This window comes from Saccharothrix sp. DSM 118769 (assembly GCF_052936295.1).
The window spans coordinates 1,781,715-1,808,708 of the sequence record NZ_CP193627.1 but is presented as its reverse complement, the minus strand read 5'-3'; the positions used below and the strand labels follow the sequence as shown (position 1 = coordinate 1,808,708).

The window sequence follows — 26,994 nt, the reverse complement described above, 5'->3', positions numbered from 1 at the left end:
TCGTCCCTCCCCACCGCGATGGGGAACCAGGGGGTTCCCGAAGGGGGCGCCACCGCCGGCGCCCCCGGTCGGTCACTCCCCCTCGAAGAAGTCCCCGGCCTCGTCGAGGGCCTCGCCGAGGACCATCCCGCCGAACACGCCCGCCGCGGCGCCCGCGACCAGGCCGCCCGCGCCCATCCCGTGACCGCGGTGACCGCCGTGGTGGCCGCCGTGCACGCCGTGGCCGCCGGACGAGCGCCGGCCCGCGACCTGCTCCACCCACCGGTGCAGCAGCGCCGCCCAGTCGGTGCGGACGACCTCGTCGTGGGACATGGCGAAGTGCCCGAACGAGTCGCCGCCCTGCCGGAACAGGCCGCCGCGGCGGTCCGCCTCCAGCACCGTGTAGAGGTGGTGCGGGTCGGTCACGAAGGTCAGCTCCAGCTGGCTGATCTTCGACAGGAACTGGTGCGGCGGCAGGAACTCGATCTCCTGGTAGAACGGCAGCTGCTGCGGCACGCCGTGGATGCGGCCCTGCTCGTTGTCGGCGCGCTGGAAGCGGAAGCCGAGGGCGCCGAACGCGGTGAGCACGTGCTCCTGCGAGCGGATCGGGTGGACGGCGACCGGGTCGAGGTCGCCGGGGTCGACCGCGCCGCGCACCTCCAGCTCGGTGCGCAGGCCCATGGTCATGCCCCGCAGCGGCTGGCCGTGCACGACGGTCAGCGGCGTCTCCAGCGGCACGGGGAACCGGAACGGCAGCACGAGGTTCTGGCCGGCGCCCACGCCGACGCGCTGGGCGACGACGACCCGGGCGAACTCGACGGTGCGGTTGTGCTCGTTGTCGCCGCTCTCCACCTCGACGCGGGTGACCAGGGACAGCTTCACCTGGTCGATCTCGGCGGCGTGGTCGCCGCCCATGACGCGCACCTCGCCGGTGAGCAGCTCACCGGGCCGGACGCCGGGGTTGGACAGCACCGTGTCCACGGTGGGACCGCCGACCCCGAACGCGCGCAACATCCTCTTGAAAACCACGGTGGTGCCTCCCGGACTGCTCTTCGGCCCCGCCCTCGGGGCCGAATGCACCAAGGACGCCTCACCCGGTGGATCGGTTCCCTCTGGACGAACGCTAAGGCCAGGTGCCAGTATGCGACGGCCGTCACATACTAAGCGGTCGCTCAGGACCGTTGAGGGAGGTCGCCGTCGTGCCCACGCTGCTCGTCGCCAACCGGGGCGAGATCGCCGTCCGCGTGCTGCGCGCCGCCGCCGACCTGGGGTGGGGCACCGTCGCGCTGGTCACCGACTCCGACGACGCGCACGCCCGGTTCGCCGACCGCGCCGTGCGGCTGCCCGACGAGCGGTCGTACCTGGACGCGGACGCGGTGCTCGCCGCGGCGACCGGCTGCGACCTGGTGCACCCCGGCTACGGCTTCCTCGCCGAGAACGCCGGGTTCGCGCGCCGCTGCGCCGGGGCCGGCCTCACGTTCGTCGGACCGCCGCCGGAGGTGCTGGAGCTGCTCGGCGACAAGAACCGGGCCCGCGCCCTGGCCGCCGAGGTGGGCGTGCCCGTCCTGGACGGCGCGGTGGAGGACTTCGAGGGGTTCTTCCGGGCGCGCGGGGCGTGCGTGGTGAAGGCGGTCGCGGGCGGCGGCGGCAAGGGCGTGCGGGTCGTGCGGCGGCTCGCCGACCTGGACGCGGCGGTGCGGCGGTGCCGGGCCGAGGCGCTGGCCGCGTTCGGCGACGACGCCGTGTACGTCGAGGAGCTGCTCGACCCCGCCCGGCACGTCGAGGTGCAGCTGGTCGGCACGACCGTGCTCGGCGACCGCGACTGCTCGGTGCAGTCCCGCCACCAGAAGGTGATCGAGGTCGCGCCCGCGCCGGACCTGCCCGACGGCCTGCGCGCCGCCCTGCACGACGCGGCGGCGGTCCTCGCCCGCGCGGTCCGCTACACCGGCCTGGGCACGGTCGAGTTCCTGCTCGCGCCGGACGGCCGGTTCGCGTTCCTGGAGGCCAACCCGCGCCTCCAGGTCGAGCACACCGTCACCGAGCAGGTCACCGGCCTGGACCTGGTGCGGGCGCAGCTGCTGCTGGCCACCGAGGTGGAACCGGACCTCGCGCACACCCCGCGCGGCAGCGCGCTCCAGCTGCGGGTGAGCCTGACCTCGACGGGGCGGCTGTCGGCGTTCACGCCGCCGTCCGGGCCGGGCGTGCGCGTCGACACGCACGCGTCCGTCGGCTACCGCGCGGGCCTGGGCTTCGACCCGCTGCTGGCGAAGGTCGTCGTGCACGCGGACGACCCGGTCACGGCGCTGCGCCGGGCGCGGCGGGCGCTCGACGAGTTCACCGTGGACGGTGCGCGCACGAACATCCCGTTCCTGCGCGGGCTCCTGGACCACCCGGACGTGCTGCGCGCGCACACCGGGCTGGTCGACTCGCTGCCGCGCGAGGACACCGGGGCGCGCTCCCCCGTGCAAGGCGTCGTGGTCGCGGTCGGGAGCGGCGAGGTCGTCGTCGAGGCGATGAAGATGCAGCACGTCGTGCCGGTCGGCGACGGCCGGGTGCTGGTGTCGGTGGGCGACCAGGTGCCGGAGGGGGCGCTGCTCGCCGAGGGGGTGGACGTCGCCGTCGAGGAGAAGGCCGTCGAGGTCGACCTGGACGAGGTGCGGCCCGACCTGGCCGAGGCGCTGGCCCGGCACGACTTCGCCCGCCCGGGGGCGGAGGCCCGGCGGCACGCGGCCGGTCGGCGCACGGCCCGGGAGAACATCGCCGACCTGTGCGAGGACTTCACCGAGTACGGCGGCCTGGCCATCGCCGCGCAGCGCCGCCGTCGGTCGCTGGACGAGCTGGTCGAGCGCACCCCGGCCGACGGCCTGGTCGCGGGCGTCGGCGTGGTGGGCGGCGAGCGGGTCGTGGCGATGTCCTACGACTACGCGGTGCTGGCGGGCACGCAGGGCATCCGCAACCACGCCAAGAAGGACCGGATGTTCACGCTCGCCGAACGGCAGCGGCTGCCCGTCGTGCTGTTCGCCGAGGGCGGCGGCGGGCGGCCCGGCGACACCGACCACGACGGCGTGAGCCGGCTGGACTGCATGGCGTTCCACCTGTTCGCGAAGCTGTCCGCGCTGGTGCCGCTGGTCGGCATCGCCTCGGGCCGGTGCTTCGCGGGCAACGCGGTGCTGCTGGGCACCTGCGACGTGGTGATCGCGACCCGCGACGCCACGATCGGCATGGGCGGCCCGGCGATGATCGAGGGCGGCGGGCTCGGCGTGTTCCGACCGGAGGAGGTCGGGCCGGTCGACGTGCAGGTGCCCAACGGCGTCGTGGACGTGCTCGTCGCCGACGACGCCGAGGCGGTCGCCGTGGCGCGCAAGTACCTGTCGTACTTCCAGGGGCCGGTCGAGCGGTGGGAGTGCGCCGACCAGCGGCTGCTGCGGCACCTCGTGCCGGAGGACCGGGTGCGCGCCTACGACGTGCGGACCGTGGTGGACGCGCTGGCCGACACCGGCTCGGTGCTGGAGCTGCGGCGGGGGTTCGGGCGCGGGGTCGTCACGGCGCTGGTGCGGGTCGAGGGCAGGCCGCTGGGGCTGATCGCGAACGACCCGTCGCACCTGGGCGGCGCGATCGACTCCGACGCCGCCGACAAGGCCGCCCGGTTCCTCCAGCTGTGCGACGCGTTCGACCTGCCCGTGGTGTCGCTGTGCGACACGCCGGGGTTCATGGTCGGCCCGGACGCCGAGCGCACCGCCACCGTGCGGCACCTGACCCGGCTGCTCGTGGCGGGCGCGAACCTCGACGTGCCGTTCGGGTTCGTGGCGCTGCGCAAGGCGTACGGGCTGGGCGCGCAGGCGATGGCCGCGGGCAGCCTCAAGGTGCCGCGGTTCGCGATCTCGTGGCCCAGCGGCGAGTTCGGCCCGATGGGGCTGGAGGGCGCGGTGCGCCTGGGGTACCGGCGCGAGCTGGACGCCGTCGAGGACCCCGCGCAGCGGCGCGAGGCGTTCGAGGCGATGGTCGCCGCCGCCTACGAGCACGGCAAGGCGCTGAACGTCGCGTCCGCGTTCGAGATCGACGACGTCGTCGACCCGGCGGACACGCGGCACTGGATCAGCACGCAGCTGACGTCACCGGACCGCGTCGCGCGGACCGGCAAGAAGCGTCCGTTCGTGGACACCTGGTGAAGGGAAGAGAATGGTCACGACCGCCCCACCCGACCAGCGCCGCACGTTGCGCAAGCTCATGGGCGCCGGCCTCGTCGGCAGCTCCCTGGAGTGGTACGACTTCTTCATCTACGCCACCGCCGCGGCGCTGGTGTTCCCGAAGCTGTTCTTCCCGGGGGCCACGCCGCTGGTCGGGCTGCTGCTGTCGTTCAGCACGTTCTGGGCGGGTTTCGTCGCCCGGCCGATCGGCGGCCTGGTGTTCGGGCACGTCGGCGACAAGTTCGGGCGCAAGCCCGCGCTGGTGACGTGCCTGGCGATGATGGCGCTGGCGACGTTCCTGATCGGCCTGCTGCCGACCAGCGCGTCGATCGGCGTGCTGGCGCCCGTGCTGCTGGTGCTGCTGCGGTTCCTCCAGGGCATCGCGGTCGGCGGCCAGTGGGGCGGCGTCGTGCTGCTGCTGACCGAGACCGCCGGGCCGTCGCGGCGCGGTTTCGCGGGCACGTTCGGCCAGGCCGGCGTGCCGCTGGGCGTGATCCTGGGCAACGTGGCGTTCCTGCTGGTCGGCGCCCTGGTGCCGGCGGCGGAGTTCGCGTCGTGGGGCTGGCGGGTGCCGTTCCTGGCGAGCGCCCTGCTGTTCCCGGTGGTGCTGTTCATCCAGCTCAAGGTGGAGGACAGCCCGGTGTTCAAGGAGATCAAGGAGCGGCGCGCCTCCGGTCCCGCGGTGCCCGCCGCGCCGCTGTCGGAGGTGCTGCGCACCCACCGGCGGCCGGTGCTGCTGGGCGCGGGCCTGATGTTCGCCTCGAACGCGGTGTTCTACGTGAGCATCGCGGGCGTGCTGGACTACGCCACGCGCGACCTGGGCCTGACCCGCAACTCGGTGCTGGTGGTGACGCTGCTGTCGTCGCTGCTGTCCGTGCCGGTGATCCTGCTGGCCGGCCGGTGGTCGGACAAGCACGGGCGGCGGCCGTTGATCATCGCCGGGGCGGTGGGGATGACGGTGTGGGCGTTCCCGTACTTCTGGCTGGTCGACACCGCGTCGCTGGGGCTGATCTTCGTGGCGCTGGCCGTGTCGGGGGTGACGTCGAGCCTGGTCTACGGGCCGGTGGCGGCCTACCTGGCCGAGCTGTTCGAGCCGCAGGTGCGCTACTCGGGGGCGTCGCTGGCCTACCAGCTGGCGTCGATCCTGGTGAGCGGCGGCACCCCGTTCGTCATGACCGCGCTGCTGGCGGCCACGGGCACCTCGATGTCGGTGTCCGCGTTCCTGCTCGTGATGGGCCTGGTGACGCTGGGCTCCGTCTTGGGGCTGCGGGAGACGCACCGGGTGGCGTGAATTCGACCGAACAGCGGTAGAATTCCACATCCCTTGGACTATCTTCGGGGCACGCGATCGATGCGTGCCCCGAAGGGAGATTCGAGCATCATCCGACGACATGGGTGTGAAAGCGGCAACGACGGGTAACTACCCGAGGGTGCGTTCACATGAGCGCACCCCTCCTCACCTCAAGGCGCATGCCGATGTTTTCGAGAAGCAGCGGAAAGGTCGCCGCCAGGCTGAACACCATCCTACCGCGTTCGTCCACGCTGCGGTCGAACGCGACCCCCTGGTCCCCCTCTTCGAAGCCCAAGAGCTCGGAGTACGCGTCGACGCCCGGCGGCAGTGAGACACGGTAGCGAGCACGCATTATGGGGAAGTAGAACCTGAAGGTGAATTCGTCCGGATTCCGATCAAGCATCAATGGCGCGCACATGCCCGGCCACTCGCACTCGACCAGCACACCGAACTCGCTGCCCCTCGGCAATGCCGTGCGGAAGTGGACGACCAGGATGAACTTGCCGTTCTTCACCCACGAGAACGTGATCGGCATCTTCGGGCCGGGTACGTCGCCCGCGAACAGCTTCCGCGCCACGACAGTCACCCGGCGTCGGTGCCTGGCGGGCTGAGGCCACCCGCAACCGTGCGTGAGCCGCAACTCCCGCAACTCGTCCCCCAGCACCTCCGCGCGCAGCACGAGCCGTTTGCGGGTGTCGCCGTTGGGCTCGATCACGAGGAGATCGTCCCAGTCCAGCACCCGGTACTCCGGCGAGGCGCTGCCCTCCGCGAGCTTGACGTAGCGCGAGGTGCTGTTCCGGTAGCTCTCCAGGCGGCGCGAGGCCTCCCTCCGGTTCCTGAACAGCGCCAGGCTGAGCACGAGCAGTGCGAGGAGCGCGACGACGAGGGTCCCGCGCAGGACCGTGTCACCACCGGGTAATCCGGCCGACCACGGGGCGCAGTGAGTGGACATCCCACCTCCTGGGGAGTCCGGCTACCTACGAGAATCACAGGGTAACGAGGTGTAGTCGGCCGCAGAGGCGCACTTTGACGGAAAGCGTCGGATTCGTCCCTTCCGCGGTCCGGCGGGACAAGATCGACGTGTCGAGACGAGTGAACTGTCAACCGGGTGACGTGCGGAACGTTGCCGCCTTGCCGTACGTTGCCGTGCCGTGACCACTCTCCTGGGACGGTTCAAGCAGCAGCTGCGCCGGTTCGCGCAGAAGCCCGGCTCCGCCGACCTCTCGCCCTACCGGAAGCTGCTCGACGAGGTGAACGAGCAGGCCGAGCGGGTGAAGGCGCTCAGCGACGAGGAGCTGACGGCGGCCGCGGGGGCGTTGCGCGAGAGGTCCGAGTTCGGCCGCCCCGAGCTGGTGGAGGTCTGCGCGCTCGGCCGGGAGGCCGCCGACCGCGCCCTGGGGCTGCGACCGTTCGACGTGCAGGTCCTGGGCGCCCTGGGGCTGCTGGAGGGCCACGTCGTGGAGATGGCCACCGGTGAGGGCAAGACGCTCTCCGGCGCCATCGCCGCCGCCGGGTTCGCGCTGCGCGGCGACCGGGTGCACGTGGTCTCGGTCAACGACTACCTGGCCCAGCGCGACGCCCAGTGGATGGGGCCGCTCTACGAGCTGCTCGGCGTGAGCGTCGGCTGGATCGACCAGAGCTCCAAGTCCGAGGAGCGCCGCGCCGCCTACCAGGCCGAGGTCACCTACGCGTCGGTCAGCGAGATCGGCTTCGACGTGCTGCGCGACCGCCTCGCCACCGACGAGGACGACCTGATCGTGCCCGAGCCGCGGGTGGCGCTGGTCGACGAGGCCGACTCGGTGCTGGTGGACGAGGCGCGCGTGCCGCTGGTGCTCGCGGGCTCCACGGCCGGTCCCGCCGTCGACCCGGCCCTGGCCGACCTGGTCAAGCGGCTGCGCCGCGACCTGCACTTCGAGATCGACGACGAGGAGCGCAACGTCTACCTGACGGGCGCGGGCAGCGAGCTGGTCGAGCGGGCGCTCGGCGGCATCGACCTGTACTCCGACGAGCACGTGTCGACCACGCTGTCCAAGGTCAACGTCGCCCTGCACGCCCAGGTGCTGCTGCACCGCGACGTCGACTACATCGTGCGCGACGGCAAGGTCCACCTGATCAACGACACCCGCGGCCGGATCGCGAAGCTCCAGCGCTGGCCCGACGGCCTCCAGGCCGCGGTCGAGGCCAAGGAGAACGTGGCCACGACGGACGCGGGCGAGGTGCTCGACTCGATCACCGTGCAGGCGCTGCTGAGCCGCTACCCCACGGTGTGCGGCATGACCGGCACGGCGGTCGCCGTGGCCGAGCAGCTGCGCGACTTCTACCGGCTGGAAGTACTGGTCATCCCGCCGAACGTGGAGACGATCCGGGAGGACGAGGCACCGCGCCTGTACGCGACGCTGGAGCAGAAGGAAGCCGCGGTCGTCGCCGAGATCAAGGAGGTCCACGGGACGGGCCGCCCGATCCTGGTCGGCACGCTCGACGTGGCCGAGTCCGAGCGGCTGTCGCGCAAGCTGTCCGAGGCCGGCCTGGAGTGCGTGGTCCTCAACGCCAAGAACGACGCCGAGGAGGCCGCGATCATCGCGGACGCGGGCTCGTTCGAGCGCGTGACCGTGTCGACGCAGATGGCGGGCCGCGGCACGGACATCCGGCTGGGCGGGCACGACTCGACCGACCGGGAGCGCATCGCCGAGCTGGGCGGCCTCTACGTCATCGGCACGGGCCGGCACTCGTCGTCGCGGCTGGACGGCCAGCTGCGCGGTCGCGCGGGCCGCCAGGGCGACCCCGGCGGCTCGGTGTTCTTCTCCTCGCTCCAGGACGACCTGGTCACCCAGTACGTGCCCGACCACGACGAGCCGGCCGAGGTGGACGAGGACGGCCGCATCACCGACTCGGGCACCCTGCACACCGTGGAGCACGCGCAGCGCGTCGCCGAGGGCGTGCAGCTGGAGATCCACCGCAACACGTGGCGCTACAACAAGCTGATCGAGCACCAGCGGCTGCTGCTGCTCAAGCACCGCGACAAGCTGCTGCGCACCGAGCTGGCGTGGGAGGAGCTGTCCTCGCGCAAGCCCGACCGGGTGCACGAGCTGGAGGACGTCGACCACGAGATCAAGGTCAAGGCGGCCCGGTTGATCGCGCTGCACCACCTCGACCAGCGGTGGAGCGACCACCTGACGTTCCTGACCGACCTGCGCGAGGGCATCCACCTGCGGGCGCTGGCCAGGCAGAACCCGCTGGACGAGTTCCACCGCGAGGCGATCCCGGCGTACAACAAGATCGTGCCGGACGCCTGGGACGAGGCGGAGGAGACGTTCGCCAAGGTGCAGATCGACGCCGACGGCGCGCACCTCGCCGAGGCGGGCGTGCAGCGCCCGAACACGACGTGGACGTACCTGGTCAACGACAACCCGTTCTCCTCCGGTCTGGAGGAGACGTTCAAGGGTCTGGTGAAGCTGGTGCGCCGCCGTTGAACGGCGAATCAAGCGGGTGCCGTTGAACGGCGAATCGAGCGGACGCCGGTAGGGCGGGCGCGTAGGGGTTCGTGCGGGCTGGGAGCCGGCCCAGCCCGCGACGGCGGTCAGAAGACGGGGGCGGCCAACGTCGCGTCGTCCACCGGCTCGGCCTGCCGGGGCAGTCCGGTCGGTGTCCGCATCCGCTGCTGCACCGCCTGCTCGGTGAGCGCACGGATCTCCGCCAGGATGTCCAGGTGCTGCTTGGACGGCGGCGGACCGACGAAGTTGGAGTGGTCGAACGCGGTGCGTTCGGCCATGTGGGCCAGGTTCTGGATGCGCCGGATCAGGTCCCACTCCTGCTCTGTGCGCGTAGAGCGCCGTTGCTCAGTCACCCCGGAAGCAGACACCTCACGCCGGGTGAAGGTAAATCACCTGGAGGTGCGAACTTCGCTGCGTCATTCCAGCTACCCCGACCGGCCGCGACAAAACACCCCGATCGAGGGCCTAAAGGCCCCACTCCTGTGCTAGGTAGTAGGCCGCACAGGCGTTCACGTCCAGCACGTAAGCCGTTGCCGAACCACACTGCTGAGGCGAACTGCCGGGATCGACCGGTTGGCCGTGCCCCATACCGGTGACGGTGTGCGAACGGACCACAGGTGACCCGGTGTTGTCCCGGTATATCGATCGGGGGTAACCCGCCAGGGTGTCGGTAACGTCGGCAGTGGCGTCGGTGCCGTGCACGTCGGTCCACTGCTCCACGATCTCCTGCTGGTTGGCCCGGGCGACGGTGTAGTCGGCCGTCCCGTGCCACACGGTCATCGTCGGCCACGGACCCCGGTGCGGCGACGCCGCGCGCACCCGGTCGCCCCACTGGCGCGGGGTCAGGTTCTTGCCGGGGTTCATGCAGGTGAAGGCGTCGATCATCGACGTGGCGCAGCCGGCCGGCAGCCCGGCGACCACCCCGCCGCCCGAGTACACCTCGGGGTAGGCGGCCAGCAGCGCCGACGTCATCGCCCCGCCCGCGGACAGGCCGGTGGCGTAGGTCCGCCCGGTGCCGAAGTCGGCCTTGACCCGGGCGACCATGGAGTTCACCGACGCCGCCTCGCCCTGCCCGCGGGCGGTGTCGGCGGCCTGGAACCAGTTGAAGCACTTGTTCAGGTTGTTCACGCCCTGCTGCTGGGGCAGCACGACGGCGAACCCCATCCGCTCGGCCAGCGACACCCAGCCGCTGGACGTGCCGTAGCCCGCGTCCTGCGTGCAGCCGTGCAGCACGACCACCAGCGGACGACCGGCGGGCAGGCCGTCCGGTACGTATCGGAACATTTTCAGGTTCCCGGGATTCGACCCGAAAGAGAAAACCTCGGTGACGCTCGCGGCGTGCGCGGGTGGCGCGAACACCGTCGTGAACAACAGGGCGACCAGTGCGAGTACGCGCATGCGGACCTCCTTGTCCGCACTCGAAGGTAAAAGCGCCGGCGCGCCCGGCACGATGGCTGCGCGCACCACATCCGCGCGGCGGGCCATGGCGTCCGCGACCATTCCGGGGCGCCGGGAACCGCCCTACGGTCCACGGGTGAACATCGCCGTTCCGCTGATCGCAGCGCTCCTCGCGACCACGGTGCAGGCGGTGCCCGCGTCCGCCCGAGAGGGATGCGGCCCCCTGCGCGTTCCCGGTGCCGAGCACCAGGAACTGACCCGCCTCGACGACCTGTCCACCGCCGGTGGCCGCACCGACCCCGCCGACTGGGCGGGCCTCACCCCGGCCGGCCTGCCCGCGCCGACGCCGGTGGCGGGCACCCAGGTCGACGGCTACTTCCCCGACTCCTCCACCGGCAACACCAACCACGGGTGGGCGCACGACTCGCAGTTCGTGATCCGCCTGCCGCACCGCTGGAACGGCGGCCTCGTCGTCGCCGGCTCGCCGGGCGTGCGCGAGCAGTACGCGAACGACCGGGCGATCAGCGACTTCGTGCTGGCCCGCGGGTACGCGTTCGCGTCCACCGACAAGGGCAACACGGGCGTGGCGTTCCACCGGGACGGCGAGCGCCCCGGCGACGCCCTCGTCGAGTGGAACCACCGCGTCACGCAGCTGACCCGCGCCGCGCGGGCCGTCGTGGCGCAGCGCTACTGCCGGCCGCCGTCGCGGACGCTGGCCACCGGCCTGTCCAACGGCGGCTACCTGGTGCGCTGGCAGCTGGAGAACCACCCCGAGCTGTACGACGGCGGCGTCGACTGGGAGGGCACGCTGTGGTCGGCGCGCGGCCCGAACCTGCTGACTTTCCTGCCGCCCGCGCTCACCGGGTACGCCACGGGCGACCGCGCGGCCGTCGTGGCGGCGGGCTTCCCGGCGGAGTCGGAGTTCCTGTGGCAGTTCCACCACCAGTACTACTGGGACCTGACCCAGCGGATCTACCGCGAGGAGCTGGACCCGGGGTGGGACGGCGCGGCCGAGGCGGGCACCCCGTTCTGCGCGCCCGGCACGCCGCTGTGCGACGCCGACTACGACTACCGGTCACGGCCCACCGCGCAGCGGGCCGTCGCCCGCATCGCCCTGACCGGCCGCATCGGCAAGCCGCTGCTCACCCTGCACGGCACCCTCGACGTCCTGCTGCCGATCACCGAGGGCTCCGACGTGTACGCCGACATGGTCCGCCGGGCCGGGCGCGGCCACCTGTTCCGGTACTACCGGGTCGAGGGCGGCACGCACGTCGACTCGCTGTACGACGCCTTCCCGGACCGCCTGCGCCCGCTGACCCCGTGCCACCGCACGGCGTTCGCGGCCCTGGAGGGCTGGCTGACCGGGACCCGCCCGCCCGCGTCCGCGACCGTCCCGCGCCCCGCCTCGGTGAACGCGGTGGAGTGCGCCCTGGCCTGAGCCGACGCGCGTGCCGGGCGGACCGGGCGGACCCGGGTGGACCGGGCGGACCGGCTCACCCGCCCAGCACGCGCATCAGCCGCAGCGCCAGCTGCACCTCCAGCACCCGCTCCGGCGACTGCCAGTCCTCGCCCAGCAGCGACGCCACCCGGTCCAGCCGCTGCACGACCGTGTTCACGTGCACGTGCAGCTCGTCCTTGGCGCGGCTCAGGTTCGCGCCGCACGCGAAGTAGGCGGTGACCGTGCGGACCAGCTCGGTGCCCCGGCTCGCGTCGTAGTCCAGCAGCGGCCCGAGGGTGGCGCGCACGTAGCCCGCCACGTCGGCCCGGTCCCCCAGCAGCACGCCCACGAACCCGAGGTCGGCCAGGGTGCCGCCGGTGCCCCGCCGGTCGAGCTGGACCAGCGCCCGCAGGCAGCGCACGGCCTCGGCGTGCGCGGTCGCCACGTCCTGGGGCCCGTGGGCCGGACCGCCCGAGCCCACGGTCACCGGCACGCCGACGGCGGCGCCCAGCACCCGGGCGGCGTCGTGCGCGGCCCGCCGGAGGTCGGCCCCGGGCAGCACCAGCACGACGTGCTCGCCGTGCGCGCCCGCCAGGCCGCGGCAGGCCGAGGCGTGGTGCGCGGCGGCGGCCAGCAGCCGGTCGCGGGGGCCGTCGGCGACCAGCACGACGTGCTCGGCGGCCAGCTCGACGCCCACCCGGCGGGCCCGCGCGCGCAGCGCCACCGGGTCCGGGTCGGTCGACGCCAGCAGGTCGGTGATCAGCTCGCCGCGCACCTTGTTCTCCGCCTCGGCGACCGTGCGGCGCAGGAGCAGCAGCAGGGCGGTGACCACGCCCGCCCGCTCGAACAGGCGGCGGTCGGCGTCGCCGAGGTCGGGGCGGTCGGTCAGCGTCAGGCCGCCGAGCAGCTCGCGCCCCGCCAGCACCGCGCACACCCACGTGCCGTCCTGCGGCACGGCCCGCCCGCTCGCCCGGGAGGCGTTGACCGCGTTCCGCGGCGCCGGCGCCCGCGTGGTGCCGATGCGGGCCAGCTCGGCGCCCTCGGCGTCGTGCACCACGATCCCGCCGTCGAGGACCTTCGCCACGGCGGCGGCCACCTCGGGCACGTCCGCGCCGCGCAGCACCAGGTCCGTCAGCCGGTCGTGGGCGTCCTCGGCGCGGCGCAGGGCCTCGTTGTGCGCGCGGATCGTCTCGCCCGCGGCCCGCGTCTCCTCCAGCAGGTGCGCGGTGTCCAGGGCGATGGCGGCGTGGTCGGCCAGCGAGGACAGCAGCGCCACCTCGTCGGGCGGGAACTGGCGCGGCGACCGGTTGGCCGCGTACAGCACGCCGATGACGCGGCTGTCGAGCTTGAGCGGCACGCCGAGGATCGCGACCAGGCCCTCGTCGCGCACGGCGGCGTCGATGGGGCCGGTGTGGTCGAACCGGTCGTCGGCGAAGTAGTCGGCGGTCACGTAGGGCCGCGCGGTCTGCGCCACCAGCCCGCCCAGCCCCTCGCCCATGCCGAGCCGGACCCGTTGGAACAGCGCGGAGACCGACCCGTCGGTGACCCGCATGTACGTGCCGCGCTCGCCGGCGTCGTTCATGCTCAGGTAGGCGGTGTCGGCGCCGAGCAGCAGCCGGGCGCGGCGCACGATGGAGCGCAGCACGGCGTCCGGGTCGCGCGCCCCGGCCAGGTCGTTGGCGGTGTCGAACAACGCCTCCAGCTCGGCCTCGCGGCGGCGGTGCGCGGTGAGCGTGCGGTGGACGCGCAGCGCCCACTCGCCGGCCCGCGCGACCCGGTCCAGCTCGACCCCGGTCACGCCCGCCGCGCGGGCCGCGGGGAGCACCGCCGCGAGCCGGTCGCTGCCCGCGTCGTTCGCCAGCAGGTCCAGCAGCTCCAGCAGGTGCTCCACCGCGTCCGCCCCACTCATGCGCTCATGCTGTCACCGACGGCCGCTCGCCGGCGGCGTGGTCCAGCGAGGTCCCCTTCGTCTCCTTGGCCGCCACCACGGCGATCACCGTGAGCACGCACATCCCCAGCACGTACAGCACGACGGGCAGGGTGCTGTCGTAGGCGGCGAGCAGGGCGGTGGCGATGAGGGGCGCCACGGCGCCCGCCGCGATCGACGCCAGCTGGTAGCCGATGGACGCGCCCGAGTAGCGGACCTTCGTGCCGAACAGCTCGGAGAAGAACGCGGCCTGCGGGCCGTACATCGCGCCGTGCAGCACGAGGCCGACCGTCACGGCGAGCGTGATGGGCAGGAACGACTTCGTGTCCAGCAGGGCGAAGAAGACGAACATCCACAGGCCGATGCCGACCGTGCCGAACAGGTAGGTGGCGCGCCGGCCGACGCGGTCCGACAGCGCGCCCCACAGCGGGATCGTGACCAGGTGCACGAAGGAGCCGATGAGCACCGCGTTGAGGCCGGTGGACCTCGACATGCCCAGCTCGGTGGTGATGTAGACCAGGATGAACGCGGTGATCACGTAGTACGACACGTTCTCCGCCATGCGCGCGCCCATGGCGATCAGCACCTCGCGCCAGTGGTCGCGCACGACCGACACGATCGGGGCCTTCTCGGGCTGCTTCGTCGCCTCGGCCCGGCGCTGCGCCTCCAGGAACACCGGCGACTCCGTGACGCTGAGCCTGATCCACAGCCCGATGAGGACGAGCACGCCGGACAGCAGGAACGGCACGCGCCAGCCCCACGACAGGAACGCCTCGTCGCTCTGCACGGCGGCCAGCACGGCGAGCACGGCGGTGGCGAGCAGGTTGCCCATCGGCACGCCCGCCTGCGGCCAGGACGCCCAGAAGCCGCGCCGCTCCGCGCTGCCGTGCTCGGACACGATGAGCACCGCGCCGCCCCACTCGCCGCCGAGCGCGAAGCCCTGGACCAGCCGCAGCAGCGTCAGCAGGATCGGCGCGGCCACGCCGATGGCGGCGTAGGTGGGCAGCAGGCCCATGGCGAACGTCGCGCCGCCCATCAGCACCAGGCTCAGCACGAGCAGCTTCTTGCGGCCGAGCTTGTCGCCGTAGTGGCCGAACACCAGGCCGCCGAGCGGGCGGGCCAGGAAGCCGATCGCGTAGGTGGTGAACGCGAGCAGCGTGCCGGTGAGCGGGTCCGCGCCGGGGAAGAACAGCTTGTTGAACACCAGCGCGGCGGCCGAGCCGTAGAGGAAGAAGTCGTACCACTCGATGGTCGTGCCGATGAGGCTTGCGACGACGACCTTGGCGAAGCCCGGTTTCGGCGGGGTGTGGACGGTCATGGCGGTCACCACTTCGTTGGGGGTGTGCTTGCGGGGGCCTGTGGGCGGTTACTGGGCGGTCCAGCCGCCGTCGATCGTGAACGAGGAGCCGGTGACGTGGCCGGAGTGCGGGCCGCACAGCCACAGCACGACGGAGGCCACCTCGTGCGGTTCCACGAGCTGCTTGATGGCGTGCCGGGCCAGCAGCACGTCGGCGAGCACCCGGTCGGGGTCGACGCCGTGCGCCCGGGCCTGGTCGGCGACCTGGTTCTCGACGAGGGGCGTGCGGACGTAGCCGGGGCTGACGCAGTTGCTGGTGACGCCGTGCGGCGCGCCCTCCAGGGCGATGACCTTGCTCAGGCCCTCCAGTCCGTGCTTGGCGGTGACGTAGGCGGACTTGAAGGCGCTCGCGCGGGTGCCGTGCACGCTGGAGAGGTTGACCACCCGCCCCCAGCCCCGCTGGTACATGTGCGGCAGGACGTGCCGGGCGAGCAGGAACGGCGCGGTCACCATGACCCGCTGGAGCAGCTCGAACCGCTCGGGCGGGAACTCGTGGACGGGGGCGACGTGCTGGAGGCCCGCGTTGTTGACCAGGACGTCGACCTCGGCGGGCAGGCCGGACACGTCGCCGGTCAGGTCGACGGCGTGGCCGGTGCCGCCGATCTCCCGCGCGACCTCGGCCACGCCGTCGACGTCGCGGTCGACCGCGTGCACCTCCGCCCCGGCGGCCGCGAGGGCCACCGCCACCGCGCGGCCGATGCCGCTGGCGGCGCCGGTGACCAGGGCGGTGCGGCCGGAGAGGTCGTGGCTGTGACCGGGGACACTCGTCATGGGGCGAAACGCTAGGTGACCTGCGGTTCGCGGCCCATGTGAACGGTCGACACACCTGGTGGGCGGTGGGTGTGTTTAGCCAACAGTTAGCGCCAAGAGCGACGACTTCGTGAATACCGGCTGAAGCGAACGCTCCGGCATGAGTAGTCTGCTTTGGCCCGATCGGGGGACCAACCAGGCTATGGGGGTTACCAAGTGTCACTCACGCCGATCTTCGACGACCTGCTGCGCGAGTTCGAGGGGATCATCCTGGCGAGCAGGGACGTCCCGACCGACGGGGTGCCCGCCGAGGGGGTCCTCGCCGAGGGTGCGGGCCTGACGGAGGACGCCGGTGCCGAGGCGGCCGAGGCCAAGCCGGGAGCCGCGGCCGCGGCCGCGGCTGCGAAGTCGGCGGTCGCCAAGCCGGCCGCCGCCAAGCCGGCCGCCGCCAAGCCGGCCGTCACCAAGCCGGCGGTCGCCAAGACCGTGGCCACCAGGGCTACGGCCACCACGGCAGTGGCCACCACGGCGGTGGCGGTCAGGACGGCGGCCGGCGCCACCGGGGCGGCGACCGGCTGATCCGCGAGGGGGCGTCAGCCGCGGCGGCGGAAGGCGGCGCGGAGCTGGGCGCGCACCCGCCGCCCCGCCAGGCTCACCGGCGCGAGCACCGCGCCGCGCACCCAGCGGGCCGGTTCGACGACCGCGGTGCGCACCACCCAGCGCGTCGGCGCGACGACCGCGCCGCGCCAGACCCGCCGGACCACGCGGCCGGTCGGCGCGAGCACCGCGTCCCGCAGCCACCGGGCCGGTGCCACGACCAGCGCGCGCCAGGCGCGCGCGAGCAGCCGCCACAGCGGCAGCAGGACCCGTCGCGCCGCCCAGATCCCGGCGTCGCGCAGCAACCGGCCCACCGCCGCCGCGGCCCGCCCGACCCACCGGAACGCCCACACCAGCGCACCCGCGAACAACCGGACGAGCCACCACAGCCCGACCGCCACCGCCTGCGCGAGCGGGACGACCGCGTGCCGCCACACCCACCCCAGGCCGCGCCCCAGTCCCCGCGCCCCGCGCGCCGCCTGCCGCCGGACCCACCGCAGCCCGGCACCACCCGCCCGGGTCGCCCGCACCACCACCCGCCGCCACACCCACGCCAGCCCGTGACCGACCAGCCGGGCCGCCCGCACCACGACGTGCCGCCACACCCACCGCAGCCCGGCACCGCCCACCCCGGCCGCCCGCACCACCACCCGCCGCCACACCCACGCCAGCCCGCGGCCGACCAGCCGGGCCGCCCGCACCACGACGTGCCGCCACACCCACCGCGCCGGGGCGACCACCAGCGTCCGGCCGCACCAGGCGACCGGGTCGAGCACCAGCACGCGCACCGCGCGGCGCAGTCCGCGCCCGGCGGGCCGCAGCAGCCCCCGCGCCGTCCACCGGACCGCCCGGACCACCGCCCGCCCGGCCGCGCGCACCCCGCGCCCGGTCGGGCGCACCACGAACCGCCCCAGGCCACCGAAACCCGACCGCACCGCCCGACCCGCCGGGCGCACCACGAAGCGCCCCACCGCGTCGACGCACCACCGCGCCGCGCGGCCCAGCGCACCGGACAGCCACCGCGCCCCGCGCCCGACCGGCCGCACCACGAACCGCCCCAGCGCGCCGAAGCCCCACCGCACCGCCCGACCCAGCGGACGCGCGACGAACCGCACCAACCCGCCGGACACCCACCGCACCCCGTGCCCGACCGCGCCGAACACCCACCGAGCACTGCGCCCGACCGCGCCGAACACCCGCCGCACCCCGCGCCCCAGCGCGCCGGACACCCGCCGCACCGCGCCGCCGACCGCGGTCGCCACCCGGCCGAGAACCGCGCGGACCCAGCGGGCCACCGCACCGCCCGACGCGCGCAGCCGGGCCGCCAGCGCGGCCACCGGGCGCAGCACCAGGCGGCGCACCGCCTCCCACGCCACCCGCACCGGCACCACGACCAGCACCGCGACGACGCGCGCCACCCACACCGCCCAGCGAGGCGGTTCCAGTTCGTCCTTCTCCCCCGTCATGGCACTGGAACGCGCCGGACGCGCTCCCGGTGCCGCTCAACCGCGAGAAGCGATGAGAGCCTCGACACCGTCGAGCAGCAGCCGCAGCCCGAACTCGAACTTCTGCCCCTGGTACGGGGAGACGCCGGCCTGGAGCGCCCGCACCAGCGCCGGGTACGGGGTGAAGTCGACCAGGTCGCGCAGCGCGGCGTTGCGGGCGCGCACCTCGTCGCCGTCGTCGGGGTCGCGGCCCTCCAGGCTGAGCCTGGCCTGGCCGCGCACGTAGGCGTCGACCGACTCGACGACGGCCATCTTCTCGGCCTCGCCCAGGCCGGTGTCGTCGAACACGCGCAGGCCGGAGTCCATCCAGCGCAGCAGGTTCGGCCCGGGCAGCGGCACGACGGAGACGAAGTGCAGCACCCACGGGTGCCTGCGGTAGCCCTCCCAGTCGGAGCGCGCCCAGCCCTCGATCTTCGCCCGCCAGTCCCCCGGCCACTCGTGCGGCAGGGTCTCGTCGAACGCGACGGCGTCGAGCATCAGGGCGGCCAGCTCGGCCTTGCCGGGCAGGTAGGTGTAGAGCGAGGCCGGGCCGACGCCCAGGTCCTGGGCCACCCGGCGCATGGACAGGGCGGCCACGCCCTCGGTCTCGACCAGCTCGATCGCCGTGCTCACGATGCGCTCCAGCGTGAGCCCCCGCTGGGGACCGCGCGCGGGGCGCTCGGCGTCCTTCCAGAGCAGCTCCAGCCCCCGGCGCCGCACGTCGTCCGTTGCGCTCACCGGGAGGACGATATCGCGTCCCGGGTTGTTCGAACAGTGTTCGGAGTTATCGGCCCGCGACGCGCGCGAGCGGGCCGCCGGGAGGTCCGGCGACCCGCTCGCGAGGGGTGTGGCTACTTGGGCTGTTCGAGCAGGTCCGCGGGGACCGCCTCGTCCTTCTCCAGCGCGCCGAACAGGCGCAGCGCGTTGTCCCGGTCCCACTGCACGACGGAGCCCGCGCCCGGCACGGTCGGCGTGCCGCCCACCGGCACGGTCACCGTGTCCACGCCGCCGCCCATGGCGAACGCCATGCCCGCGAGGTGGTGCAGGTGGTCGTCGGAGTTCACCGAGATCGAGTCGGTGCTCGCGAACAGCAGCGGGAACGCGCGGAACGGGTTGGCCAGCACGCCGACGCTGGTGGCCTTGTCGCTCAGCGCGGCCAGGAACTTCCGCTGGTTCTGCACGCGCTGGAGGTCGGCCGTGGCGAACGCCCGCGTCCGCACGAAGCCCAGCGCCTGCGCGCCGTCCAGCTCCTGGCACCCGGGCTGGAGGTCGAGGCCCGCCAGCGGGTCCTGCATCGGCTGGTCGATGCACATGTCGACGCCGCCGATGGCGTCCACGATCCCGGCGAACCCGCCGAAGCCGATCTCCATGTAGTGGTCGACGCGGATGCCGGTCGCGCCTTCGAGGGTCTGCACCAGCAGCGACGGGCCGCCGAACGCGAACGCCGCGTTGATCTTGTTCTTGTCGTTGCCCGGGATGTCCACGTAGGAGTCGCGCGGAATGCTGACCAGCGTCGCCTTCCCGGAGCCCTCCGGGATGTGCAGCAGCATGATCGTGTCGGTGCGCCGGCCGCCCGCGTCGCCGGTGGCCAGCGCGGCCTTCTGCTCCTCGGTCAGGTCGTCGCGCGCGTCGGACCCGACGAGCAGCCAGTTGGTGCCGGGGGTGTCCGCCGGGCGGCCCTCGTAGTCGCCCAGGGCGTCGATGCGGCGCAGCGACGAGTCGACGTACACCCACATCCCGATGCCGAGCGCCAGCAGCACCACCAGCACGACCGCGACGAGCCGGCCCACCCGGCGCTTGCGGCGCGGCGGCGCCTGCCGGTAGCCGGCGGCCACCGGGCGCCCGGCCTGGCGGGGTGCCTGCTGCGGCTGCTGGTGACCGACCTGGGGGTAGGCGCGCGTGCGCTGCTGAGGGGGGCGTTGCGCGGGGCGCCCCGCCCCCTGGTACCCGCCCTGCTGATACCCGCCGTTCATCTGGCGACCCCGCTCCGTGTGTCGGCCACTGCTCGCACTTAAGGACGCGGCGCGTGGCAAGAGGTTGCCAGCCTAGTGGTCGGGTCGGCGGTCGGGCGGCAGCACCAGCGCGGCCAGCAGGCGGTCCAGCTCGGCCGTCGGGTCGTCGGTCAGGCCGGTGTGCGCGGGCGAGGTCTGCACGGTGGTGGACCGCGGCGCGGTCAGCCAGCGGAACCGCTGCCCCGCCGTCGTGCGCGACACCGGGCCGGCGGTCGGCGCGCCGTCGCACGACAGCCCGAGGTGCGCCAGGCTGTCCCGCAGCACCTCGACGTCCAGGAACGGGTCGAGCGCCAGCACCCTCTTCTCGTCCACGTGCACGCGCGCGCCGAGGAAGTCGAGGTCCTTGCAGTAGACGAGGACGCCGACGTTGACGAACTCGCCGCGCTCCTGCCGCGGCACGGCGCGCAGCACCGCGTACTCAAACACGTGCGGCACGGGCGGCCTCCAGTGCGTCGACCCAGGTCCGCGGCGCGGCCAGGCGGGCGGTGAAGAACTGCTCGTACGCGCCGCGCACGGCCTCCGGCGTGCCGAACGCCTCGTCCTGCGCGAGCCACTCGTCGGGCACCAGCGCCAGCACCTCGCGCACCAGCGCGGGTGTGACGAGGGCGGTCAGCTCGGCGTCGACGTCGGCCAGGGGACCGGCGAACGGCAGCACGAGGTGGTCGGCCGCGTCGAACCGGTAGGTGGCCGCGGGGAACCGCTCGGGCCGCCACGAGTGGTGGAAGTACAGCGAGGCGCCGTGGTCGATGAGCCACAGCTCCCGGTGCCACAGCAGGGTGTTGGGGTTGCGCCAGCTGCGGTCCACGTTGAGCGTCAGCGCGTCCAGCCACAGCAGGCGGGTGGCCAGGTCGGCGGACGGCTCGCGCACCACCGGGTTGTAGTCGAACGAGCCGGGCAGGTAGTCCAGGCCCAGGTTCACCCCGCCGCTGGCCTTGAGCAGCTCCTGGACCTCCTGGTCGGGCTCGGCGCGGCCCAGCTCGGGGTCCAGCCCGACGAGCACGATCTCGGGCACCCGGAACCCGAGGCGGCGGGCCAGCTCGCCGACGACGACCTCGGCGATCAGCGCCTTCACGCCCTGGCCCGCGCCGCGGAACTTGAGCACGTACATGCCGAGGTCGTCGGCCTCGACGAGGCCCGGCAGCGAGCCGCCCTCCCGGAAGGGGGTGACGTAGCGGGTGGCCGCGACCTGGCGCAGCCCTTTCGTGGGGTTCACCCCCGCATCATCGTCAACGGGCGGCCCGGCCCGCCAACGGGTTACCCGGCGACGCCCGTCTCCCCCTCCAGCGCGGGCAGGAAGCCGGAGGCGTGACCGGCGCGGTTGGGGTGGTAGGAGCGGTCGACCGGGACGAGGACCAGGCCGTTGATCCACGGGTCGGACGCGCACGCGCCGTGCCGGTCGAACTCGTCGCGCACGTCGGCGAACGCGAACCCGGCCGCCTCGGCCCGCGCGGAGAGCACCTCGGTGATCACGTCGACGGCGTGGTTGAGGGCCTCCCGCTTTGGCCCGGTCATCAGGCACCACGAGCCGAACGAGAACAGCCGGGGGTAGCCGACCACGACGACGTCGGCGTCGTCCCGGCCCCCGTCGAGGCGGTCCGCGCCCAGCCGGTCGCGCACCACCCCGTAGAGGCCGTCGAGGCGGGCGGGCAGCTCGTCGCGGATGAACGCCTCGGCGGTGGCGACGCGGTCGCGGCACCCCTGGTCGTCGCTGAGGGTGCAGGTGACCATGACGTCCTTGAACCCGGCGTCGTTGCCGCCCGCCTGCACGGTGACGAGCCCGGTCTCCCGGGTGACGCGCTCGGCCTGGGCGGTGACCTCCGCCGTGGTTGCCTCGGAGCAGGCGACGGTCACCAGGGTCGTCCCGGTCCGGTCCGCGAGCAGCTCGGGGTAGGCGTGGGGGCTCCGCCGGCAGGCGTCGGCGGCCTCGTCGCCCGCGCCGAGGCCCGCCGCGTAGGAGTCACCCAGCGCGACGAGCTCCGGCGCGGCCGGCGCGGACCGCGCGGCCGGTGCGGCGGCGAGGACCATCAGGAGTGCGACCACGATCGTTTTCATGGGGGCCGTCGTACCACTGTGGACGGTCCCGGTGGCCGAAATGGACCCGGTGGTGTTACCCCCGGAAGGCTACGCAGACCGGGATCGGCACGGCGGTGGACGACACCTGTCGCAGCCCGCCGGTGGCCCGGTCGACGGCGAACGCGGTGACGTCGCCCGAGTTCTGGTTGGCCGCCAGCAGGAACTTCCCGGTCGGGTCGAGCACGATGTGCCGGGGGTACTTCCCGCCGACCGGCGTCGCGCCGATCAGCCGCAGCGCCGCGCCAGCGCGCTCGACGGCGAACACGGCCACGCTGTCGTGCCCCCGGTTGGACACGTAGACGAACCGGCCGTCCGGCGAGACCAGCACCTCGGCCGGGTAGTTGCGCGGGGTGGCGGGCGCGCCGTCGGGCAGGGTGCTGAGCTTCGGCCCGAGCTTGAGCGCGCCGCGCTGGTAGTCGGCCACCACGAGCGTGGAGTCCAGCTCGTTGGCGATGTAGGCGAACCGGCCGTTCGGGTGGAACGCCAGGTGCCGCGGTCCCGCGCCGGGGTGCAGGCGCGCGGTGCCGGCCAGGGTCAGCGTGCCCTCCTCCTCCAGCTTGTAGCTGTAGACGGAGTCGGTGCCCAGGTCGACGGCGAGCACGAAGTCGCCGCGCGGGTCGGGCAGCACCTGGTGGGCGTGCGGGCCCTCCTGGCGCTCGGGGTCCGGCCCGGAACCCCGGTGCTGGACCAGGTCGGTGCGCTCGCCCAGGCCGCCGTCCGGTCGCACCGGGTGCACGGCGACGCTGCCGGAGCTGTAGTTCGCCGACAGCAGGAAGCCCCGGTGCAGCGCCAGGTGGCACGGGTCGGCCCCGCCGGTGCTCCGGCTGTTCACCACCTTCGGCGTGCCGTCCGCGCCGACCGCGAGCGCGGTCACCTCGCCGTCCGGCCGCTCGTTGACCGCGTAGGCGAACCTGCCCGCGTCGACCACGAACGACGGGTTGGCCACGTCCTCGACCACGCCGGTCACCCGCAGCCCGCCGGTCGCGGTGTCGAACACGCCCAGGCCCACGCCCGTGCCGCCACCCGGCCACGAGGTGTAGGTGCCCAGGTAGACGCGGACCCCCGCACGCGCTTCGGCCACACCCTCGGTCATCAGCAACCCCGCTCCCACGCCAACCGCCCCCAGGAACCGCCGCCTGCCCACAGCCACACCGAACCTCCGCTCGACCGCCCGCGGCGGTTCCCACAGTGGCCGAGACCACCGCGGCAGAGCAAGAGGCGCAATGAAGATTGCGGCTAGCGCAACGGGTCGGCGTCCCGGAGGCGTGCCAACTCGACCTCCGGATCGTACGAGGGCGCGGGCCGCCGGGGGTCGAGGTCCTTGAGCGTCTCAAGGAGCAGGCTCGCCACCGCCCAGTTGCGGTACCACTTGCGGTCCGCCGGCACGGCGTACCAGGGCGCGGCCCGCGAGCACTTGACCAGCACGTCCCGGTAGGCGGCGCGGTAGTCGGAGAACCCGGCCCGCGCGTCGAGGTCGGCCGGGTCGTACTTCCACTGCTTGAGCGGGTCCTCCAGGCGGGCGAGGAGCCGTTCCTTCTGCTTCTCCGGCGAGATGTGCAGGAAGCACTTCACCAGGGTCGTGCCCCCGTCGACCAGCTCCTCCTCGAACTCGTTGATCTGCCCGTAGCGGCGCCGCCACTCGGCGGCGGGCACGAGCCCGTCGACCCGGGCGACCAGCACGTCCTCGTAGTGCGAGCGGTCGAAGACGCCCAGGTAGCCGGGCGGCGGGACCTGGCGGCGGATGCGCCACAGGAAGTCGTGCCGCCGCTCGGCGGCGGTGGGCCGGCCGAACGCGGCGACGCGCACGCCGTGCGGGTTGACCAGGCCCAGGACGTGCCGGATGGTGCCGCCCTTGCCCGAGGTGTCCATGCCCTGCAGCACCAGCAGCACGCTGCGCCGGCCACCGCCCACGCCCTCCGCGAAGAGGGCCTCCTGGAGCCCGTCCAGCTCCTCGCCGATGCGCGCCACCTCGTCCGCGGCCTCGGACTTCGACCGGGGCCCGACCGGGGTGGCGGCCGGGTCGAGCGCCGCGAGGTCCACCGCCCCCGGGTCCACCCGGAAGGCGTCGGAAACCGACTGGACCTGCGCGGACTTCTTCGCCATCGTCGCAACGTAACCCGCCGGCGCCGGCAGGGCGACTCTTGCAACGGATCGCCGTCGAACGATCGATTTGCGCAACGAACTCACCGGATGCGCAACGCCTGGCGGCTGAAATCGCTGGCTCGGGGCATCTAGCCTGGTGACATGACCGCTACCGTCCTCCCCGCCACTGAGCAGTTCATCGCGCTCGACGAGGAATGGAGCACGCACAACTACCACCCGCTGCCGGTCGTGATCTCGCACGGCGAGGGCGCGTGGGTGACCGACGTCGAGGGTCGCCGGTACCTGGACCTCCTGTCCGGCTACTCGTCGCTGAACTTCGGGCACCGGCACCCGGACCTGGTGGCCGCCGCGGTGGAGCAGCTCGGTCGCGTCACGCTCACCAGCCGCGCGTTCCACCACGACCAGTTCGGCCCCTTCTGCCGCGAGCTGGCCGAGCTGACCGGCACCGAGGTGGTGCTCGCCATGAACTCCGGCGCCGAGGCCGTCGAGTCGGCGATCAAGGTCGCCCGCAAGTGGGCGTACCGGGTGAAGGGCGTGCCGGCGGGGACCGCGGAGATCGTGGTGGCCGGGTCGAACTTCCACGGCCGCACCACCACGATCGTGTCGTTCTCCACGGACGACACCGCCCGCGCCGACTTCGGGCCGTTCACGCCGGGCTTCCGCGTCGTGCGCTACGGCTCGCTCGACGACCTGCGCGAGGCGGTCACCGACCGGACCGCGGCCGTGCTGCTGGAGCCGATCCAGGGCGAGGCGGGCGTCGTCGTGCCGCCCGCCGGCTACCTGCGGGGCGTGCGGGAGCTGTGCGACGAGCGCGGCGTGCTGATGATCGCCGACGAGATCCAGTCCGGGCTGGGCCGCACCGGCGACCTGCTCGCGCTCGACCACGAGGGCGTGCGCGCCGACCTCTACACGCTGGGCAAGGCCCTGGGCGGCGGCATCCTGCCGGTGTCCGCGGTCGTCGGGTCGCACGCCGTGCTGGGCGTGCTGCGGCCCGGCGAGCACGGGTCGACGTTCGGCGGCAACCCGCTGGCGTGCGCGGTCGGGCGGGCCGTGGTGCGGCTGCTGGCGACCGGCGAGTTCCAGCAGCGGTCCCGCGAGCTGGGCGCCCACCTGCACGCGCGGCTCGGCGAGTTCGTCGGCCGGGGCGTGGCCGAGGTGCGCGGGCGCGGCCTGTGGGCGGGCGTGGAGATCGCCCCCGGCGGACCGCGCGGCCGCGAGGCGTCCGAGGCGCTGGCCCGGCTGGGCGTGCTCTGCAAGGAGACCCAGGACAGCACGCTGCGCGTCGCGCCGCCGCTGGTGGTCTCCCGCGACGACCTCGACCGCGGGATCGACGCGATCGGGCAGGTTCTCGGCGCACGCGGGTAGCCCTCTGCCCGATTTGTGCCGCCGAGGCTGAATTACCAGGTCACAGACGTGTGGCGGCCGGTGTATCCGCCGGCCCCGACGCGCATCATTACCCACATGGGTGAACGGAAGCGGGCCGAGGCGGCCGAAGCTCTGGGCCGGTGGGTGGACCCCGAGGAGGTGCTGGCCCGCGGTCGCGAGCTGCGCGCCGCGGTGAGCCACGAGGCGCACCGCGAGGTGCTCCTCGCGCACGACCGGCCGTCCGTCGTCGAGTACGTCGACGCCTCCAACGAGGGCAGGCTGCCCGAGCTGGTGCCGCTGCGGGTCGGCCGGATGCTCGCCTCCCCGTTCGCGTTCTTCCGGGGCAGCGCGGGCCTGATGGCGGGCGACCTCGCGGCCGGCGCGCGCACCGGCCTCGACGCCCAGCTGTGCGGCGACGCGCACGCCGCGAACTTCGGGCTCTACGGCACGCCCGAGGGCGCCATCGTGATGGACGTCAACGACTTCGACGAGACGCTGCCCGGCCCGTGGGAGTGGGACCTCAAGCGGCTGGCCACCTCGCTCGTGCTCGCGGGCCGCGAGGGCGGCGTGTCGGAGAAGGGCTGCCGCGACGCCGCCGAGGACGCCGTGAACGCCTACCGCAGCGCCCTGCGGCACCTGGCCACCCTGCCGTTCCTGGAGTCGTGGAGCGCGCTGGGCGACGAGTCGGCGCTGTCCAAGACCAAGGCCGACGACCTGCTCGACCACTTCACCAGGGCCGCGTCCAGGGCGCGCCGCAACACCAGCGCCCGGGTGGCCGCGAAGTGGACCCGCCGGGAGGGCGAGCACTGGCGGTTCGTCGCCGACCCGCCCGTGCTGACCCGCGTCACGCCCGCCACCGAGCGGGCCGTGGTCGACGCGCTGCCGTCCTACGTGGACACCCTGCGCGAGTCCCGCTACGACCTGATCATGCGCTACGGCGTGGCCGACGTGGCGTTCCGCGTGGTCGGCACGGGCAGCGTGGGCCTGCGCAACTACCTGGTGCTGCTGCGCGGCAACGGCGACGAGGCGCTGGTGCTCCAGGCCAAGGAGGCCCGGCCGTCCGCGCTGGCGCCCTTCCTGAACACCGCGCCGGTCAAGCACGAGGGCAAGCGGATCGTGCACGGCGCGCGGCTCGTGCAGGCCGAGACCGACATCCTGCTCGGCTGGACCACCATCGAGGGCCGGCCCTACATCGTGCGGCAGTTCCGCAACCGCAAGGGCGAGATCGACGCGACCACCCTCAAGCGCGACGACCTGGACGACTACGGCCGGCTGGCGGGCGCGCTGCTGGCCCGCGCGCACACCCGCTCCGTCGACCCCCGGCTGCTCGCCGGCTACTGCGCGGGCGGCGACGGGCTGGACGACGCCATCGCCCGCTACGCGCTGGACTACGCCGACCGGACGTGCGCCGACCACGAGGAGCTGGTCCGCGCGGTCCGGTCCGGGCGGCTGCCCGCCGAGGTCGCCTGACCCCGGGCCCGCCCGGGTGCCGCGTGGAGTGCCGCCCGGGGTGCCGCCCGGGGTGCCGCGCGCCCGCCGGAC

The 26,994-nt window shown here is 73.7% G+C and carries 22 protein-coding genes; 7 read left to right on the top strand and 15 right to left on the bottom strand.

Annotated features, from left to right (window positions below):
- Window positions 1-72: 72 nt before the first annotated feature.
- Window positions 73-1,008 carry a sporulation protein gene (locus ACRAKJ_RS08685; protein ID WP_438924797.1) on the bottom strand — a complete coding sequence of 312 codons (936 nt, stop codon included), beginning with the start codon at window positions 1,006-1,008 and terminating at the stop codon, window positions 73-75.
- Between the two features lie 170 nt (window positions 1,009-1,178).
- On the opposite strand from ACRAKJ_RS08685, the gene ACRAKJ_RS08680 reads away from it, so the two are divergent.
- On the top strand, window positions 1,179-4,148 hold the full coding sequence (locus ACRAKJ_RS08680) for a carboxyl transferase domain-containing protein (protein ID WP_438924796.1): 2,970 nt from the start codon (window positions 1,179-1,181) through the stop codon (window positions 4,146-4,148).
- 10 nt (window positions 4,149-4,158) lie between these two features.
- A complete protein-coding gene (locus tag ACRAKJ_RS08675; protein ID WP_438924795.1) occupies window positions 4,159-5,457 on the top strand; it encodes an MFS transporter in 1,299 nt (432 codons plus the stop codon).
- A 145-nt stretch (window positions 5,458-5,602) separates the two neighbouring features.
- On the opposite strand, the gene ACRAKJ_RS08670 is transcribed toward ACRAKJ_RS08675, so the two are convergent.
- Complete coding sequence (locus ACRAKJ_RS08670; RefSeq protein ID WP_438924794.1) at window positions 5,603-6,409, bottom strand: hypothetical protein; 807 nt, start codon at window positions 6,407-6,409, stop codon at window positions 5,603-5,605.
- 199 nt (window positions 6,410-6,608) lie between these two features.
- Between ACRAKJ_RS08670 and secA2 the strand changes: the two genes are divergently transcribed.
- The gene (gene secA2, locus ACRAKJ_RS08665; RefSeq protein ID WP_438924793.1) at window positions 6,609-8,927 is read left to right on the top strand and encodes an accessory Sec system translocase SecA2; all 2,319 of its coding nucleotides are present in this window, start codon (window positions 6,609-6,611) and stop codon (window positions 8,925-8,927) included.
- Between the two features lie 107 nt (window positions 8,928-9,034).
- Here secA2 and ACRAKJ_RS08660 read toward each other — a convergent pair whose 3' ends face one another.
- Both ACRAKJ_RS08660 and ACRAKJ_RS08655 read right to left on the bottom strand, forming a co-directional pair.
- Complete coding sequence (locus ACRAKJ_RS08660; RefSeq protein WP_438924792.1) at window positions 9,035-9,301, bottom strand: hypothetical protein; 267 nt, start codon at window positions 9,299-9,301, stop codon at window positions 9,035-9,037.
- Window positions 9,302-9,413: 112 nt separating this feature from the next.
- Complete coding sequence (locus ACRAKJ_RS08655) at window positions 9,414-10,346, bottom strand: extracellular catalytic domain type 1 short-chain-length polyhydroxyalkanoate depolymerase (RefSeq protein ID WP_438924806.1); 933 nt, start codon at window positions 10,344-10,346, stop codon at window positions 9,414-9,416.
- 85 nt (window positions 10,347-10,431) lie between these two features.
- Between ACRAKJ_RS08655 and ACRAKJ_RS08650 the strand changes: the two genes are divergently transcribed.
- Complete coding sequence (locus ACRAKJ_RS08650) at window positions 10,432-11,784, top strand: tannase/feruloyl esterase family alpha/beta hydrolase (RefSeq protein WP_438924791.1); 1,353 nt, start codon at window positions 10,432-10,434, stop codon at window positions 11,782-11,784.
- Between the two features lie 55 nt (window positions 11,785-11,839).
- Here ACRAKJ_RS08650 and ACRAKJ_RS08645 read toward each other — a convergent pair whose 3' ends face one another.
- The 3 genes from ACRAKJ_RS08645 to ACRAKJ_RS08635 are packed head-to-tail and all read right to left on the bottom strand — an operon-like array spanning window position 11,840 to window position 15,839.
- The gene (locus ACRAKJ_RS08645; RefSeq protein WP_438924790.1) at window positions 11,840-13,693 is read right to left on the bottom strand and encodes a GAF domain-containing protein; all 1,854 of its coding nucleotides are present in this window, start codon (window positions 13,691-13,693) and stop codon (window positions 11,840-11,842) included.
- A gap of 4 nt (window positions 13,694-13,697) precedes the next feature.
- On the bottom strand, window positions 13,698-15,029 hold the full coding sequence (locus ACRAKJ_RS08640; RefSeq protein WP_438924789.1) for a metabolite/H+ symporter: 1,332 nt from the start codon (window positions 15,027-15,029) through the stop codon (window positions 13,698-13,700).
- A 48-nt stretch (window positions 15,030-15,077) separates the two neighbouring features.
- A complete protein-coding gene (locus ACRAKJ_RS08635) occupies window positions 15,078-15,839 on the bottom strand; it encodes a 3-hydroxybutyrate dehydrogenase (RefSeq protein WP_438924788.1) in 762 nt (253 codons plus the stop codon).
- Window positions 15,840-16,034: 195 nt separating this feature from the next.
- On the opposite strand from ACRAKJ_RS08635, the gene ACRAKJ_RS08630 reads away from it, so the two are divergent.
- Window positions 16,035-16,397: a hypothetical protein gene (locus tag ACRAKJ_RS08630; RefSeq protein ID WP_438924787.1), complete on the top strand. Its 363-nt coding sequence runs from the start codon at window positions 16,035-16,037 to the stop codon at window positions 16,395-16,397.
- 14 nt (window positions 16,398-16,411) lie between these two features.
- Here ACRAKJ_RS08630 and ACRAKJ_RS08625 read toward each other — a convergent pair whose 3' ends face one another.
- The 8 genes from ACRAKJ_RS08625 to ACRAKJ_RS08590 form a co-directional block, all read right to left on the bottom strand.
- Window positions 16,412-17,881: a hypothetical protein gene (locus tag ACRAKJ_RS08625; protein WP_438924786.1), complete on the bottom strand. Its 1,470-nt coding sequence runs from the start codon at window positions 17,879-17,881 to the stop codon at window positions 16,412-16,414.
- Window positions 17,882-17,917: 36 nt separating this feature from the next.
- Window positions 17,918-18,637, bottom strand: coding sequence for a TetR/AcrR family transcriptional regulator C-terminal domain-containing protein (locus tag ACRAKJ_RS08620; protein ID WP_438924785.1), 720 nt, complete (start codon window positions 18,635-18,637; stop codon window positions 17,918-17,920).
- A 113-nt stretch (window positions 18,638-18,750) separates the two neighbouring features.
- Entirely contained in the window at window positions 18,751-19,872 is a 1,122-nt protein-coding gene (locus ACRAKJ_RS08615; RefSeq protein ID WP_438921324.1) for an LCP family glycopolymer transferase, read from the bottom strand.
- Between the two features lie 72 nt (window positions 19,873-19,944).
- Window positions 19,945-20,346, bottom strand: a complete 402-nt coding sequence (locus ACRAKJ_RS08610) for a DUF3037 domain-containing protein (RefSeq protein WP_438921323.1) — start codon at window positions 20,344-20,346, stop codon at window positions 19,945-19,947.
- The gene (locus tag ACRAKJ_RS08605) at window positions 20,330-21,124 is read right to left on the bottom strand and encodes a HipA family kinase (RefSeq protein WP_438921322.1); all 795 of its coding nucleotides are present in this window, start codon (window positions 21,122-21,124) and stop codon (window positions 20,330-20,332) included. The genes ACRAKJ_RS08610 and ACRAKJ_RS08605 overlap by 17 nt, the downstream gene beginning before the upstream one ends.
- A 41-nt stretch (window positions 21,125-21,165) precedes the next feature.
- Window positions 21,166-21,963 (bottom strand): GDSL-type esterase/lipase family protein, encoded by a 798-nt coding sequence (locus tag ACRAKJ_RS08600; RefSeq protein ID WP_438921321.1) that lies wholly within the window; start codon window positions 21,961-21,963, stop codon window positions 21,166-21,168.
- 55 nt (window positions 21,964-22,018) lie between these two features.
- Complete coding sequence (locus ACRAKJ_RS08595) at window positions 22,019-23,077, bottom strand: beta-propeller fold lactonase family protein (protein ID WP_438921320.1); 1,059 nt, start codon at window positions 23,075-23,077, stop codon at window positions 22,019-22,021.
- A gap of 143 nt (window positions 23,078-23,220) precedes the next feature.
- Window positions 23,221-24,087 carry a PPK2 family polyphosphate kinase gene (locus ACRAKJ_RS08590; protein ID WP_438921319.1) on the bottom strand — a complete coding sequence of 289 codons (867 nt, stop codon included), beginning with the start codon at window positions 24,085-24,087 and terminating at the stop codon, window positions 23,221-23,223.
- 141 nt (window positions 24,088-24,228) lie between these two features.
- Between ACRAKJ_RS08590 and rocD the strand changes: the two genes are divergently transcribed.
- Both rocD and ACRAKJ_RS08580 read left to right on the top strand, forming a co-directional pair.
- Window positions 24,229-25,452, top strand: coding sequence for an ornithine--oxo-acid transaminase (gene rocD, locus ACRAKJ_RS08585; RefSeq protein WP_438921318.1), 1,224 nt, complete (start codon window positions 24,229-24,231; stop codon window positions 25,450-25,452).
- Between the two features lie 96 nt (window positions 25,453-25,548).
- Complete coding sequence (locus ACRAKJ_RS08580) at window positions 25,549-26,922, top strand: DUF2252 domain-containing protein (protein WP_438921317.1); 1,374 nt, start codon at window positions 25,549-25,551, stop codon at window positions 26,920-26,922.
- The last annotated feature ends 72 nt before the right edge of the window (window positions 26,923-26,994 follow it).